Consider the following 16,133-nt stretch of genomic DNA (forward strand, 5'->3'; position numbering starts at 1 on the left):
TCTGTGACCGCAAACCTTTTATCTACATACCGTTTCAAGGCAGAGATTTTTTGAAAGATTAACTGCTTTTATTCACGATTTGTTTTGGAGCCGGAGCGGTCGATTCCCGTTTAATCAGCTTGGAAGAAAGCAGCATCTCCTGGAATGGTTCGTGGGGATGCTCCATTCTCCAGAAAAGCTGTTCGACTGCCCGTTTCCCGTAAAGCTCTAGGTCAATATCGACCGTTGTTGTTTTCGGAGTTGAAATTTTTGATAATTGTCCATTATCGTAGCTGCATATGGATGCTTGCTCTGGAACGAGAATCCCTTGCTGTCTCAAGCCGGAATTGACTAAAAACCCGAGTCCGTCGTTGACGCAAAACCATGCGGTCGGCTGCTGCTTCAATTGGCGGATATAGCCGAGGATCGTCTCTTCCTTTTCTTCGGCATCTGTAAAAAGAAACGCGGGATTCGGTTCCATCCCATAATCTCTGAGCGCGAGCAAATATCCTTCGTACCGTTCTTCATAGCTCGGCGAATAATCAATATCGCCGACAAACGCAATATCGCGATGGTTTAATTCAATCAGATGCTGAACGGCGACATAGGCGCCAAAACGATTGTTCGTGAGTACCGCATCGGCATGAATATTGGGATGATGGTGATCGACGAGAACGGTCGGAATGCCCGTCGAAATCACTTTGTTGATATAGTCTGTGCTGATGTGGGAAAGAATTAAAACGCCATCGACTGTTTTGTTTTCAATAAACGCCGGCAGGATGAGCCGGTTTTTTTGTTCTTGATGAATCGATTGGATATGCAAATGCATGCCGCGTTTTAATACTTCTTTTTCAATGCTTAAATAAATTTCGCCAAAAAAATTTTTAAATGAAAAGGCGCGGTCAGAGGCAATCAGCCCGATGTTTCCCGTCCTTTTTTGGCTGGTTTGCTTTCGGGAGTCAGGATATTGATACCCCATTTCTTTCGCTACGCGCATCACAAGCTCGCGCGTTTCTTCACTGACCCCATCTTTCCCTCGAAGCGCCTGCGAAACAGAATTTTTCGATATGTTTAACCGATCTGCGATATCTTGCATCGTAACTTTCTTTTTCATTTTTCACACCTACTATCTTTCTGCAGTTTAGCGATACACACGCGGGCCATTCACCTTGCTGAGATGGGAGGGCATCAATCATGACCTGTTCACTTAAACCAAGCGCCAAGTGTAGGAGCCTATTAATGATTCCATTCAAATCGCTTGATTTTTAGCTGTTCCATCCGCTGGACATGTTGATCCATCATGCTCTTCTCGAACCATGAATGCTTTGCGGACAGATGGTTTGGCCCCCTCGCTCTTGTTCGAGGGAAGAGGCGGAAAAGCTGGTGTTCCCTCAGGTCATTCTACGTTTTTCATCAAATAATCGCTCACCAACATGTATTGAAAACGGCTGGGATGGTTGTCATTCATTATTATAAGCCGGAAAGCGGCTGACAGCTATCCTGCAATTTGTCATCGTCCTCTAGTAAGGAAAGGAGTCGTTTGTAAATAAAAAAATAACATAAATGACCTAACATTACAATAATTATTAATAACGTTACAATATTATTTGTAATGGTAAGAAAGTCTATTATATAAAATAAAAGTTCATTCGTAAAATTCATAAAAAAGTATTGACGAGCAAAACAAAAGGTGAAATAATTTATTGAAAGATTACAAAAATAAAGTAATCAATTACAAATCGTTTTGTAACGTTACAAATAATTTCTTTACTGTTTGTTAAGCGCTTTCATTTTCTTGGGTTATGAATGTGTTTCCCAGTCGCCTTTGGTAGAGGAAAAAGCTGTTATGACCGTGTATCAAAGATCATCAGTTTGGAGGAATGGATGTATGAATGTTTATCGCTTTCCGGAAAACCCGCTTATCACCCCAAAAGATGTGAAACCTTTTCACGATCATCATGAGGTGATAGGGGTATTTAATGCAGGAGTCGCTAAATACAATGGGGAATTTTTGCTGCTGCTTCGGGTGGCCGAACGACCAATCAGCCAAGACACTCAGCTTGTCAAAGCACCCGTCATTGATTTTTCAAACGGCGAAGGGAAGTTAAAGGTGATTGAACTGCATAAGCAGGATGCCCGATTTGATTTTTCTGATCCTCGTGTCATTGCCTATAAAGATTCTGCGCGCGGAGTCGCTTATTTAACATCGATATCGTATATTCGCATTGCCCGCAGCAAAGATGGGCGTCATTTTACGATTGATGACAAGCCGTTTATTTATCCGGAAACCAAACGGGAAGCGTGGGGGGTAGAAGACCCGCGCGTCACGCAAATTGGCGATACGTATTACATTCAATATAGTGCGGTATCGGCAGAAGGAATTGGCGTCGGGCTCGTCTCCACAAAGGACTTTGTCACTTATGAACGATTAGGATTGATGCTTCATCCGGAAAATAAAGATGTCGCGATTTTTCCTGAAAAAATTAACGGAAAGTATTACGCCTTGCATCGTCCGGTACCAAAAGGAATTGGCAGGCCGGAAATTTGGATTGCGGAATCGGATAATTTGCTGTACTGGGGAAACCATCAATATTTGTTGGGGTTGAGCGAGAACGGCTGGGATAATGGCCGGATTGGCGGAGGGGCCGTTCCGTTTAAGACGGATAAGGGATGGTTGGAAATCTATCATGCTGCGGATCGGCATGACCGCTATTGTTTGGGGGCATTGCTTCTTGATCTGAATGATCCGACTAAAATTCTTGCAAAAACAGAGGAGCCGATTTTAGAGCCGCAAGCCGATTACGAAAAAAACGGGTTTTTCGGCAATGTGGTCTTCACTTGCGGGGCATTGTTGGAAGGAGATAAAGTGATCATTTATTATGGCGCGGCTGATGAAGCGATTGCGGGGGCCGAGCTCAGCTTGAACGAAATGATGGAAAAGTTAGTTTACATGTAATCAAGTCTCTCATTCTCGCGAATGGATCCATGGTGAAAAAGGCAACTTTTTTTGTTGTCTTTTCCATTATAAAATTTTAGTTTTGAAGGGGGAATACGCATGAAAAAGAAAGGTTTTGTCCAAATGGCAGCGGCATTGCTTACGGTCGCTCTGATCAGCGCCGGATGTCAAAATGCCGACAAAGACACGGGTGCGAAAGAAGGGAAATCGAGCCAAACCGTGACATTTGATTTTTGGGCTGCCCCTAATCCGACACAGCAAGCTTTTTGGAAGAGTATGGCAGATGAATATATGAAGGATCATCCGAATGTGAAAATCAAAGTGTCGCCGATGCCGGAAAGCCCTTCATCTGAAGCGGGAATTCAATCAGCGATCGCCTCTGGGCATGCTCCGGCGGTTTCTGAAAATATTTCAAGGGGATTTGCCGCCCAGCTGGCCGCGAGCCGGGCCATTGTGCCGCTGGATGAATTAAAGGGATTTGATGAGCTGATTGAACAACGGAATATGAAAACGACGATTTCGAGCTGGGAGTTCGCCGATCAGCATCAATATGTGTTGCCGATTTATTCGAACGCCATGCTATTTGGCTGGAGAATGGATATTTTAAAGGAGCTTGGGTATCAAGAGCCGCCGAAAACGTATAGTGAGGTAATGGAGGTTGGCCAAAAACTTAAAGAGAAATATCCTGATAAATTTTTGTGGGCGCGGGCCGATTTAGTGAAGCCAACATGGTGGGCGAGATGGTTTGACTTCTTTATGCTATATAATGCCGCTTCTGATGGCAATAACTTCATGAAGGGAAATCAACTCGTTGTAGACGATCAGGCAGGAGTGAAAACGCTGCAATTTTTTAAGGAGCTTCAGAAAAATGATTTACTGTTAACGCGGGAAGCAACCGATCCATTTGAAAATGCGACATCCATTATGGTAGACCTTGGGCCGTGGACATTCCCGTACTGGGCAGAAAAGTTTCCAGAGATGAAATTCCAGCAAAATTATGCCTTGTCCTTACCTCCGGTGCCTGATGATGTTGATCCAAACAACGCGAAAACATTTGCCGATACAAAAGGTCTTGTGATTTATGCTTCGGCTACGAAAGAACAGCAGCAAGCGGCGTTCGATTTTATTCGCTGGGTTTATTCCGATGTGAAGCATGATTTGGATTGGTTCAAGCAAACGAATTTACCGCCTGCGCGCGACGATTTGTCCACAAATGAGGCCTTTGTCTCTTATTTGGAGGAAAATCCGCAATTAAAGCAATATGCAGAAAACATTCCGAACGCGATTCCGCCAGTTGATAATGAGAAAACGGTCGAAATCCAAGAACTTATTGGAAAAGAAGCGTTAACACCTGTGATCAAAGGACAAAAAACTCCTGAGAAAGCATGGGAGGATATGAAAAAGGCAATTGATGGGGTGTTAAAATAAATGAACAAAACGACAGCAAGGCTGGGTTGGCTTTTAGCCAGCCCCTACCTTATCTATTCATTCATTTTCTTTTTGTTTCCGTTGATATGGGCGCTTTATTTAGCTTTTACAAATTGGAACTTAATTGCTCCAGATTATGAAACGGTCGGGCTTCAAAATTTTATCGAAGCTTTTTTTAGCCAAAGCGTCAGAGCCGCTTTTTGGACGACATATAAATTTATGCTCATGTTTGTTCCTATTGTAGTTGCCGGCGCGCTTTTTTTGGCTTTGATTATCCACTCGTTGCCTCGATTGAAGGGGCTGTTTTCGGTGGGATATTTCCTTCCTTATTTAGCGTCGGGGGTAGCTTCAGCGATTGTAGTAAAAGGGGTTCTTTCTTATAACAGCCCATTGAATATTTTTTTCCGAAATCATTTAGGGATGGATATTAATTGGCTCGACTCCCCCATTTTAGCTCCGCTTATGATTGCGCTCATGATGGCTTGGAAATTCGTCGGCTATTATGCGTTATTATTTTTATCTGGATTAGAGAGCATACCAAAAGAAATTTATGAAGCAGCCGAAATGGATGGGGCGGTTGGCTGGAAGCGGTTCTGGTATGTTACGATTCCGATGCTGTATCCTTCCTTCTATACAGTGACGATTTTAGCGGTAGGTCTTATGTTTGGCATTTTTACAGAACCGTATGTATTAACGGGCGGAGGCCCTGATTATTCAACACATACGTGGCAGCTAGAAATTTATAATCAGGCATTTGAAAAATTAAATGCCGGATATGGAACAGCGGTAGCCATTATCAACTCCATTGTGACCTTTGCTTCTATTCTTGTCTTTCGCAAAATCTTAGAGAAGTGGGGTGCCAAGCATGGTTGGGAATAAGCGATTCAAGACAGCGCTGCTTTATACATTGGCGTTCATAGTGCTTATCATCATGGTCTTTCCCTACTTGTATATGATATTGAGCTCGCTAGCCCCGTGGGAACAGGTGGATCGTAAAATCATTCCAACGAAGCTGACGCTGCGTTCGTATGAATGGTTGTTGACGGGAGGAGAGAACGTCATACCGCGGCCATGGCTGCGTGCGTTCTTTAATAGTTTGCTTGTGACGGTGTCCTCTACGTTGCTTATGCTGACCACAGCCATTTTGGTTGGGTATTCTCTAGCCAAACTGAAATTTAAAGGCAACCGTTTGATTAATAATATGATTCTGTTTCAAATGTTTTATCCTGCGATTATTCTATTAATTCCTCTGTTTTTAATTATTCGTTATTTTGGATTGTACGATACGTATTGGGCGATGATTTTACCGAAGGCTGTCAATTTGTGGGCGATTTTTATGTATACAAACTTTTTCCGCAGCATACCAGATGAGCTGATAGAAGCGGCTAAAATGGATGGGGCGGGACAGCTGAAGATCATCACCAGGATTATTTTGCCGATGTCCAAGTCGATTACGACGATTATTTTTCTGTTTCTCTTTATGGAAAGATGGGTTGAACTATTATGGGATATGTTAGTGGTGAACAGTGAAAAAATGCTGACGCTCAATGTGCTGTTGGCGCAAATGTTCGGCCCGTATGGAGGATATCCTGGCCCGATGTATGCGGCCTCTGTGCTGCTGACGCTGCCAATTTTAATTTTATTTATCATCTTTAGCAGGAATTTCAAAGAGGGAATGCAGTTTGTGCTGAAATAAAAGCGGCTACCGATATGAAGGAACGTCACAAGGGAAAACGGCGGCTGTTGCAGAAATGAATCCAGAGTTTGAGACGTTTTCTCCGTCGGTGGGGTGACCGAACGACGCCGCTTTATCGAACCGTCCATGGGGCGGGATGCGGCGTGGCTTCAACCTTTGATACGTGGGTGCGTGACGAAAAGGAAAGCCGCAGGATTCTTCCCGTTGTAGGTTTTTCCTATTGGATATGGATAGTAAAAGTGTAGGAGGATTTTTATGCAATTAAAAAAAACAGCGGTCAAAACTTGCGCGATGCTATTGGAGGAATTTCAATATCGCCCGCAGCCCGTTCATCCTGAAAAATTAATATTTAAAGGTGTCGGCGATCGCGACGTGTACAATATTTCCGCGCCATTTGAAGAGGATGGCGAGCAAGTCATTGCCGGACGGGTGGAGCCTCGTGACAGCGAGCGCTCGGAAGTGTATTTTTTTGTGAATCGCCATGGGGAGTGGGTGCCGCGGGAAGGAGCCCCGATTTTCCAGCTGCAAGATCCTTTCTTTACGAAAATTGGCGGTGAGTTGATTTTTGGCGGAGTGCAAACTTTCCCGCATCCGGTCATCGAAGGAGCGCTAGGATGGAGAACGGTATTTTACAGGGGAAAGACGATTCGCGAGCTGCGGGAGTTTGCGAAAGGTCCAGATGGAATGAAGGATTTGCGATTAATCGAACTGCAAGACGGATCCATTGGTGTGATTACGCGGCCGCAAGGAGCAAAGGGAGGCCGCGGCAAGATTGGATTTACCCGCATTTCATCGCTTGATGATTTTACCATTGACGTCATCCATGAAGCTCCGCTTTTAGAGGGACAGTTTGCAGAAGAAGAATGGGGCGGAGCGAACGAGCCGCATTTGCTGGAGAATGGGCTGGTGGGTATTTTAGGCCATATCGCTTGTTTTGATGAAGAAGGAAACCGCCATTATTATCCGATGGTATTTGCTCTTGATCCTGAGACAGGGGAATATTCAGATATCGAATTGATTGCGGCAAGATCGCACTTTTTGGCCGGAGCTGCTAAGCGGCCTGATCTGGAGGACGTCGTGTTCAGCGGCGGCTTGATCCGTAAAGGAGATGGCACCGCTGATTTATACGCGGGCATCAGCGACGCGGAGGCGCAAAAGATTACGATCCCCGATCCATTTATCAAATATGAAACGATTAAGTAAACAAGGGCTTGTGCATACAGGGGGTTGAGAAGAGTAGATTCATATTGCCAAAAAATAATAGAGGTCATGAACCATGAAGGGTTTTCTGCGTGATGTATCGCCAGAGGCAACGTATTATTTAGCGATGACTGGATTATTTTCATTCGGAAATGCGCTGTCAGGGATGTTCTTGCAAATTTTTATATGGCGGCTGGATCGCACCTTTACGCTGCTGGCCCAATATAGCTTCTATACGTCGCTCTTTATTTTATGCAGCTTTTATTTCTGTGCATGGCTGGCGCGGAAAACAAGCCCGATGGCAACGATGCGCTGGGGCATTGCCGGTTATTTTCTTTCTTACTTGCTGGCGCTCGTCCTTCGCGATGCGCTGATTCATCACCTTCTTTTATTGGGGTTGCTGCAGGGATTGGCGATCAGTCTATTCTCTGTTGGCATGCATATGGCCAACTTGGATATGACGACAAATCGCGGAAGAGACCGATTTTTATACATGCAAGGCTTGGTGACGGCGATGGGCGGAGTGGCCGGCCCTCTCGTTTCAGGTGCGGTGATTAGTTGGTTTGATCAGATGCTCGGTTACTATCTTGTCTTTTTTATGGCCTGTGTCTTTTTTGGTTTGGCGGCCATCGTCTCGCTGCGTATTCCAGAGCGGCCTGTCGAGCTGCAGAGCCGTTTGCTGGCTGTGCTGCTCCATGCCCCAAAGGAATGGAAGCGCATGTATCTCGTGATGCTGGGAGACGGGATTGCTTCTGGAGTATATGTCACATTTTTGATTTCCATGATGATGTATCAGGTGGCTGGTGGAGAGTGGAAGCTTGGGGTTTTTCAAATGATGTCAGAGCTTGTTTCGATTGTTTCTTTGGTGATCCTCGCACGCCGATCGCGTCCAGATCAACGGATGCTTGTGTACACAATCGGAACGCTGGGCATTTGGCTCAGTTCGCTCTTTTTGGCCTATCAGCCAACGATGCTAAGTCTGATGTTGTTCGTGCTTATGAAACCGATCGCCTTGAACATGATGAATACAACGATGAACGCGCTGATTTATGCAGCGATTGAAAAAGATCCTTGCTATAAGCTGATGCAGCTCGACTATATTACTGTCAGGGAAATTCCGCTCGGTCTCGGAAGAATGGCGGGAGTCTTTATTTTTTTCATGATGCGGAATTACCTCGATTTCGACCAGCTGCTGCCGGTATCCTTTAGCTTGTTTCCATTGATTTATGTGGCGATGATCCCTGTGCTGTACTTGATTTGGCATAAAAATCAAACAGAGGCGGGCAGGACATTAACTTAAAATAAAGGGAGGATGCAGGAATGAAACAGCCGATCTTTTTCCGCCCGGTTTTCCAAGAAAGAATTTGGGGCGGAACCAAATTGCGCGATGTATACGGATATGATATTCCTTCTGAACGAACAGGCGAGTGTTGGGCCATTTCGGCTCATCCAAACGGGCAAAGCGTGGTACGTTCTGGTGAATGGGCAGGAATGCCGCTCGGGCAGCTATGGCAGGAGCATCGCGAATTATTCGGCTACTATGACAGTGACCGTTTCCCTTTACTAACCAAAATCATTGATGCCAATGACGATTTATCTGTGCAAGTGCATCCTGATGATGAATATGCATCCAACTATGAAAAGGGCGAATGGGGAAAAACGGAATGCTGGTATGTCATCGATTGCGAAGAAGGTGCCGAGATTATTTTCGGACATCGAGCGAAAACAAAGGAAGAGCTGGCCGATATGATGAAAAGGGAACAGTGGGATCAGCTGCTGCAGCGTGTACAGGTAAAGGCGGGGGACTTTTTTTATGTTCCAAGCGGCACGGTTCACGCTCTATGCTCCGGTTTGCTTATTTTAGAGACGCAGCAAAACTCGGATACAACCTACCGCGTATATGATTATGGACGCCGTGATCGCGATGGCAAGCCGCGCGAGCTACATGTTGAAAAAGCGCTTGATGTGATCACGGTGCCCCATGTACAGCAGTCAATCGAGCCAACCGTGGTCAAAATGGCGGGGGCGACGGTGACGACATGGGTGCGGAGCGACTACTTTACGGTTTCAAAATGGGAGGTGCATCCACGGCTTGAAATGGAACGAATTCAACCGTTTCTGCTGCTGAGCGTAATGGCCGGGACGGGAGCGATAGCCACGGAAGAAGGAGAATGGCCGCTGCAAAAGGGAGACCACTTGCTGTTACCGTATCAATTTGGCCCATTTCGAATCACGGGACATGTCCAACTCATTGCGTCGCAACCGTAATATATAGATGAATAGGGAAGGTGGACTTTCCTTCCGTCTTCGGTGAGCGGTTACGTTTTGGTATGACCGCTCATCGAATGTGAGCTTTGACATGACAGATACCGTTCAGTACAGGAATCATAAGTGAATCGATTGGAACTGGCGACACGAGTAATATTTATAATAAAAAATCTCTTGCCTCTTTTAATAGAATTCTGTTATAGTGTATGTAACCGGTTACAGAGATAAAGGTGGAGAGAATCAGGATGGCAACGATTCGTGATGTTGCTAAATTGGCAGGTGTATCGGTGGCGACCGTTTCGCGTGTGCTGAATCAAAACGGCTACGTCAACGAAGATACCGAAAAACGAGTGAAAAAAGCGATTGAACAACTGAATTATAAACCGAACGAAGTAGCACGAACCTTATTTAAGAAAACATCGAAAACGATTGGGCTCATCGTTCCCGATATTTCTAACCCGTTTTTTCCAGAGCTTGTTCGGGCCGTTGAAGATGTCATGAATATTTATGATTACACGGTGATTTTGTGCAACTCTGATGAAAAAAGCGAAAAAGAAAAGCAATACATCGGGATTTTAAAGCAAAAATATGTGGACGGCATTATTTTGACGACCAATCAGCTAGAAAGCGATGAGGTGTTGGAGCTGGGGGTTCCGGTTGTTGTTCTCGACCGGCCATCGATGCATTCATTTCCGTCTGTCATCGCTGACAATTACGGTGGCGCGCGTTTAGCGACAAGGCATTTGTACGACATCGGCTGCCGGAAAATCGCCCACATTCAAGGGCCGACCCACGTGGTGAACGCGATGGAGCGCTTTCGCGGATACCGTGATGAAATGCAGGAGCTGGGTCTTTGGAATGAACAGTTGATTATTCAAGGAAACTATCAATTAAAACAAGCAAAAGAGGCGACGCTGCGAGCGCTGCAAGAACATAAAATGGACGGCATTTTTGCTGGAAACGACGCGATGGCAGTGGGAGCACTGAAGGCGGTGCAACAGCTCGGTTTGCGGGTGCCGGGGGATGTGGCCATTATCGGGTATGACGGCATTCCGCTGACGGAAATGACGACTCCCGAATTATCGACGATCTCACAGCCTATTTATGAGATGGGAGCGATCGCTGCCCGGATTTTAGTGAAAAAAATTGAAGCTAAACCGCTTGAACAGCTTCATTATGTGCTGCCTGTGAAGCTGGTGGAAAGGCAATCGACGCAAAGGAGAGGAACGAGATGAAAAAACCAGTGATTACCGTCATTGGGAGCTTAAATATGGATTTGGTCACGGTGACAAAACGTGTTCCGGAGCAAGGTGAAACCGTATTAGGCGAAAAGTTTCACCTCATCCCCGGCGGCAAAGGCGCCAATCAAGCGGTGGCGGCTGCTCGTCTTGGGGCGGAGGTCCATATGATTGGCGCGGTAGGCAGCGACACGTTTGGCGAGGTGCTAAAGCGCCAGCTTGACAATGAGGGGATTTTTATCGACGGTGTGAAACCGGTTACAGATGTGGAAACAGGCACGGCGATGATTACGGTGTCGGATGGCGACAATCGCATCATTGTCGTTCCCGGGGCGAATTATGCGCTGCAGCCCGAATACTTGGAGCAGCATGAAGCTGTCATTGCCAAGAGCGATATTTGTTTATTGCAGCTGGAGATTCCGCTTGCTGTCGTGGAGCGGGCCGTTGCCTTGGCCAAAAAGCATGGCGTTTTTGTTATCTTAAATCCGGCGCCGGCACAGCCCCTGCCGCCGGCGCTGTTGGAGCAAATAGATCTAGTGACACCGAATGAACATGAATGCGGCATCATTTTTCCTGAACAGGACCGCGAGAAATGGGCCGCTAAGCTTGTCGTCACAGAAGGCGCGCGCGGTGTTTCCATCACTAAAAACGGAAAGCAAATGATCGTTCCGGGCTTCCGGGTACCAGTCGTCGATACAACGGGCGCTGGCGATACGTTTAATGGCGCGCTCGCAGTCGCCTTGAGCAAAGGAATGGAACTGGAGGAGGCGTGCCGCTTTGGCAATGCTGCCGCTGCTTTATCCGTCACCAAGCTTGGGGCGCAGGGCGGAATGCCGACAGAGAAAGAAGTCATCCAATTGCTTGAGGCTGCGAAAGGAGAAGGATTATGAAAAAGGACGGTATTTTAAATAAAGAACTGAGCACGGTTTTAGCTTCACTTGGCCATACGGATACAATTGTCATAGCCGATTGCGGTCTGCCGATTCCGGATGAAGTGATTCGCATTGATTTATCCATTGTCAAGGGAGTTCCATCCTTTTTAGCTGTATTGGATCCGCTCTTGGCGGAATTGGAAATTGAAGCAATCACCGTAGCGGAAGAAATGAAAACGCATAATCCGAACATGTATGAGGCGATTCAGCAGCGTTTTTCAGGAGTTGAGCAGCACTTTGTTTCCCATGAACAATTCAAAGAAATGCTTCATGCGGCCAAGGCGGTCATCCGTACGGGAGAAGCGACTCCTTATGCCAATATGATTCTTCATTCAGGAGTGAATTTTTAACAGGCGGTTTGGGAAAGGGGGAGAGGAACCGTGACAGCACCGTTGATTCAAATGAAAGGAATTAGGAAATCGTTTCATCATCATCTTGTTTTAGACGGAATCGATTTGGAGATTCGCTCTGGAGAAGTGCATGCCTTGATGGGGGAGAACGGAGCGGGGAAATCGACGTTAATGAAAATTTTAACAGGGATGTATGAAAAGGATGGTGGGACCATTGCCGTCAATGGAACAGACGTGCATTATCGCCATCCGAAAGAGGCCGAACGCGACGGGATTGTGTTTATTCATCAAGAATTGAGCGTCATTCCTACGTTAACGGTAGCGGAAAATATTTTTTTAGGACGGGAGCACACGGTTGGCCGGACAGGCATTATTCGGCGCAAGGAAATGGAAAACCAAGCCTCTGTTTATTTGCAGAAGCTCGGCGTTGACATCGCTCCGAATGAAATCGCTGGGAAGCTGTCGGTGGGGAAACAGCAAATTATTGAGATTGCTCGAGCGCTGTCGACCGATGCCAAATGTCTGATTATGGACGAACCGACCGCCGCCCTGACAGATCGGGAAATTCAAACCTTGTTTACTGTGATTCGAACGCTGAAACAGCAAGGTGTGGCCATTATTTATATTTCTCACCGGATGGAGGAAATTTTCACCATTTGCGAACGAATTTCCGTGTTGCGGGATGGAAGAATGATCGGAACGAAATCCATCGCTGAAACCGACTTCGATGACATCGTCCATATGATGGTCGGCAGGCAAATCGGAGAGCGTTTTCCAAAGCGAACAGCGCCAATCGGCGACGAAGTGCTTCGGGTGGAAAATCTGACGCAAAAAGGCGTGTTTCATAACGTTTCCTTTTCTGTGAGATCGGGAGAAATTTTAGGTGTCGCCGGTTTAATGGGAGCCGGCCGCACGGAAATAATGGAGGCGCTTTTTGGCATCCGCAAAGTCGATGAAGGAGCCGTTTATATTGATCACCAGCCCGTCAAGCTTGGCTCGCCGCGGCAGGCGATTGAACACGGAATGGCTTTTATTACTGAGGACCGGAAAATGAAAGGGCTTGTGCTCAGTATGAGCGTTCGCGAAAATTTAACACTGCCGACATCGGAAAAGCTAGCATCGGCGGGAATCATTCGCGCAAAACAAGAAGCGGAGCTTGTCCGGTCGCTGATTGCCCGCTTAAACATTAAAACCGCTTCTGCTGAACTGGAAGTGAAGGCGCTAAGCGGAGGAAATCAACAAAAGGTGGTATTTGGGAAATGGCTCATGATGAATCCGCGCATTCTGATTTTAGATGAACCGACTCGCGGTGTGGATGTAGGAGCCAAAAAGGAGATTTATGAGATTATGAACGAGCTGACGGCACAAGGTGTGGCCATCGTGATGGTGTCCTCTGAATTGCCAGAGATTCTAGGGATGAGTGACCGGATTATGGTGGTGCATGAAGGAAAGGTCAGTGCCATTTTCGACAATGAACAGATCGATCAAGAAACGATTATGCGCGCGGCGACGGGAGGGAATGAATAATGCAGCATCCGGATAAACTCGCACAGACTGGAGCAGCTTGGCGCTTGGAAATGAAAAAGCTGGGACCGCTCATCGGCTTTATCTTGTTGTGTATCGTGTTGTCGCTATTAAGCGATCATTTCTTAACAGTAGACAATTGGCTGAATATTTTTCGTCAAGTATCCATTAATGCATTGATTGCTTTTGGAATGACGTTTGTCATTTTAACAGGTGGCATTGATTTATCGGTTGGTTCTGTACTGGCGCTTTCCAGTGCGCTTGCTGCCGGTTTGATGGTAGACGGAGTCAATGGGACTGTTGCCATTGCCGTCGGGATTGCGGCTGGTCTCGTGATGGGGGCGCTGAATGGAATCATTATTACAAAAGGGCGTGTCGCGCCATTTATTGCGACATTGGCGACCATGACGGTGTTCCGAGGGGCGACGCTCGTTTATACGGAAGGGCGCCCGATTACCGGATTTTCGGATCAACTGTCGTTCCAAATGCTTGGCCGTGGTTATTTTCTAGGAATTCCGGTTCCGATTATTTTGATGCTTGTCATTTATGCGGCACTATATTTTGTGTTGAAAAAAACAACCTTCGGCCGCCATACGTATGCCGTTGGTGGAAATGAGGAGGCGACGCGCATATCAGGCATTCGCGTCGACCGCTTGAAAATTTGGATTTATTCGTTGACGGGCGGTTTATCAGCGCTTGCGGGACTTATTTTAACCTCGCGCCTCAACTCGGCGCAGCCAACCGCTGGAACATCGTACGAGCTCGATGCGATTGCTGCGGTGGTGCTTGGCGGTACAAGCCTATCGGGCGGCCGCGGTTGGATTTTTGGAACGCTCATTGGCGCGCTGATTATTGGTGTGTTAAATAACGGTCTCAATCTCTTAAATGTCTCGTCGTTTTATCAGCAATTAATTAAAGGTGCTGTCATTCTTCTTGCGGTGATTTTAGACCGCCGCAAAGAAGTTTGATATAGATGAAATGAAAGAAAACAAAGGAGTGGGGGAAATGATGAAGAAATTTTTCAGTATGCTGCTAGTGCTCCTCTTAGCGGTTGGGGTAGCAGCGGGCTGCTCTTTAGACAATGGCGATACAGGCAGCAAATCCGAGGATAAGAAAGAAGGCAAACTAAAAGTGGGTTTATCGATTTCTACCTTAAACAACCCGTTTTTCGTGACGTTAAAGGAAGGAGCGGAAAAAGCGGCGAAAGAAGCCAATATCGAATTAACGGTTGCGGATGCACAAAATGATTCGGCAAAGCAAATCAACGATATTGAAGATTTAATTCAACAAGGTGTCGATGTCCTTTTAATCAATCCGACCGACTCCAGCGCGGTAACATCGGCTATTGAGTCGGCGAATCAAGCGAACATTCCGGTCATCACAGTCGACCGCAGCGCGGAAGGCGGCAAGGTGGCCTCACATATCGCTTCCGATAACGTAGCAGGCGGGAAAATGGCTGGAGAATTTTTAATTGAAAAATTAAAGGATGGCGGCAATATCGTTGAACTGGAAGGAATCCCTGGCTCATCAGCGGCTCGTGAACGCGGCGAAGGCTTCCATCAGGCCATTGACGGCGCTGCCAATATCAAAGTAATCGCGAAACAAGCGGCTGACTTTGATCGCGCCAAAGGATTATCCGTAATGGAAAACATTTTGCAAAGCCATAAAGATATCAAGGCCGTATTTGCCCATAATGACGAAATGGCGCTTGGAGCATTAGAAGCACTGGAAGCGCACGGCATGAAAGATGTATGGGTCGTCGGCTTTGACGCCACAGAAGATGCTGTGAAGGCCGTCAAAGATGGAAAAATGGCGGCGACGGTAGCGCAAAAGCCGGAAATGATTGGCGAACAAGCCGTACAAACAGCCCTCAAAGTATCGAAAGGCGAAAAAGTAGAATCCTTTATTCCGGTACCGCTAGAACTAGTGAAAGGCGAATAATCACGTTGCAATCAATAGGGAGAGAGCGATCCATCGAAACGCTCTCTCTTTTTTGGACGTCTTGGTGTGCGCATACTAAGGATGGTCAATGTGGAAAAAACACTAGCAACTGTCCGAATCTATACCTGTCAAGTCATCCATGTATTAGTGAGGCAAGATCCAATAGATTCGCTTGTTGTGTGGTCTGTGTACCGTATAAATATGAATAAACGATAGCTTGTAAAACCTGCAGTTGGAAGGCAAGTGGTTGTCCGGTCTTTTTAATTATGTATTGGTATGACGAAGGTCAGAGCAATGTTATTTTCAGCTCCATGACTGTTCTGTAAGACGATGTAGCTTGACTTCTTTATTGCGATTGCGAAAAAAATTCAATAGGATACAATAATTTTTTGTTGATTTATGTCTAATAGTAGCTTTTATGGGTACAATCATGACATCACTTTCCATAAATATAAGTCGTTCCGCGCTTTATTCAAGCGGAATGGCATTGTCTGTACTTTTCTATTGCAAAATATAATGACAGAGGATATTTATCATAAAACATTTATATCATCATCCATCAATTTGAGATTGGTTTAAATCTTCAATAATTTTTTAATAGCTCTGGGTATATACTTATAC

At 46.1% G+C, this 16,133-nt stretch carries 14 protein-coding genes; 13 read left to right on the forward strand and 1 reads right to left on the reverse strand.

What is annotated here, in order from left to right:
• Nucleotides 1-58: 58 nt before the first annotated feature.
• A complete protein-coding gene (locus tag B6A27_RS00825; RefSeq protein WP_066150554.1) occupies nucleotides 59-1,093 on the reverse strand; it encodes a substrate-binding domain-containing protein in 1,035 nt (344 codons plus the stop codon).
• A gap of 774 nt (nucleotides 1,094-1,867) precedes the next feature.
• On the opposite strand from B6A27_RS00825, the gene B6A27_RS00830 reads away from it, so the two are divergent.
• The 13 genes from B6A27_RS00830 (at nucleotide 1,868) to rbsB (ending at nucleotide 15,512) form a co-directional block, all read left to right on the forward strand.
• Nucleotides 1,868-2,935, forward strand: a complete 1,068-nt coding sequence (locus tag B6A27_RS00830) for a BtaManbiosPhlase (RefSeq protein ID WP_080859594.1) — start codon at nucleotides 1,868-1,870, stop codon at nucleotides 2,933-2,935.
• A gap of 99 nt (nucleotides 2,936-3,034) precedes the next feature.
• Nucleotides 3,035-4,363: an ABC transporter substrate-binding protein gene (locus tag B6A27_RS00835; protein ID WP_066150547.1), complete on the forward strand. Its 1,329-nt coding sequence runs from the start codon at nucleotides 3,035-3,037 to the stop codon at nucleotides 4,361-4,363.
• Complete coding sequence (locus B6A27_RS00840) at nucleotides 4,364-5,242, forward strand: carbohydrate ABC transporter permease (RefSeq protein WP_080859596.1); 879 nt, start codon at nucleotides 4,364-4,366, stop codon at nucleotides 5,240-5,242.
• Nucleotides 5,229-6,059, forward strand: coding sequence for a carbohydrate ABC transporter permease (locus B6A27_RS00845; RefSeq protein ID WP_044741583.1), 831 nt, complete (start codon nucleotides 5,229-5,231; stop codon nucleotides 6,057-6,059). The genes B6A27_RS00840 and B6A27_RS00845 overlap by 14 nt, the downstream gene beginning before the upstream one ends.
• A 255-nt stretch (nucleotides 6,060-6,314) precedes the next feature.
• Nucleotides 6,315-7,262, forward strand: a complete 948-nt coding sequence (locus tag B6A27_RS00850) for an MTP-1 family protein (protein ID WP_080859597.1) — start codon at nucleotides 6,315-6,317, stop codon at nucleotides 7,260-7,262.
• 73 nt (nucleotides 7,263-7,335) lie between these two features.
• On the forward strand, nucleotides 7,336-8,559 hold the full coding sequence (locus B6A27_RS00855) for an MFS transporter (protein ID WP_080859598.1): 1,224 nt from the start codon (nucleotides 7,336-7,338) through the stop codon (nucleotides 8,557-8,559).
• A 20-nt stretch (nucleotides 8,560-8,579) separates the two neighbouring features.
• Nucleotides 8,580-9,527, forward strand: a complete 948-nt coding sequence (manA, locus tag B6A27_RS00860) for a mannose-6-phosphate isomerase, class I (protein WP_080859600.1) — start codon at nucleotides 8,580-8,582, stop codon at nucleotides 9,525-9,527.
• Between the two features lie 245 nt (nucleotides 9,528-9,772).
• Entirely contained in the window at nucleotides 9,773-10,762 is a 990-nt protein-coding gene (locus B6A27_RS00865; protein WP_080859601.1) for a LacI family DNA-binding transcriptional regulator, read from the forward strand.
• Nucleotides 10,759-11,655, forward strand: a complete 897-nt coding sequence (gene rbsK, locus B6A27_RS00870) for a ribokinase (protein ID WP_080859603.1) — start codon at nucleotides 10,759-10,761, stop codon at nucleotides 11,653-11,655. The genes B6A27_RS00865 and rbsK overlap by 4 nt, the downstream gene beginning before the upstream one ends.
• Nucleotides 11,652-12,047 (forward strand): D-ribose pyranase, encoded by a 396-nt coding sequence (rbsD, locus tag B6A27_RS00875; protein WP_044741589.1) that lies wholly within the window; start codon nucleotides 11,652-11,654, stop codon nucleotides 12,045-12,047. Before rbsK ends, rbsD begins: the two co-directional genes overlap by 4 nt.
• A gap of 51 nt (nucleotides 12,048-12,098) precedes the next feature.
• Nucleotides 12,099-13,574: a sugar ABC transporter ATP-binding protein gene (locus tag B6A27_RS00880; protein WP_080859611.1), complete on the forward strand. Its 1,476-nt coding sequence runs from the start codon at nucleotides 12,099-12,101 to the stop codon at nucleotides 13,572-13,574.
• Nucleotides 13,574-14,539 carry a ribose ABC transporter permease gene (rbsC, locus tag B6A27_RS00885; RefSeq protein WP_044741590.1) on the forward strand — a complete coding sequence of 322 codons (966 nt, stop codon included), beginning with the start codon at nucleotides 13,574-13,576 and terminating at the stop codon, nucleotides 14,537-14,539. Before B6A27_RS00880 ends, rbsC begins: the two co-directional genes overlap by 1 nt.
• A gap of 40 nt (nucleotides 14,540-14,579) precedes the next feature.
• Complete coding sequence (rbsB, locus tag B6A27_RS00890; protein ID WP_080859615.1) at nucleotides 14,580-15,512, forward strand: ribose ABC transporter substrate-binding protein RbsB; 933 nt, start codon at nucleotides 14,580-14,582, stop codon at nucleotides 15,510-15,512.
• Nucleotides 15,513-16,133 lie beyond the last annotated feature (621 nt).

The sequence above is a fragment of the Anoxybacillus sp. UARK-01 genome (assembly GCF_002075365.1).
Classification (GTDB): Bacteria; Bacillota; Bacilli; order Bacillales; family Anoxybacillaceae; genus Anoxybacteroides; species Anoxybacteroides rupiense.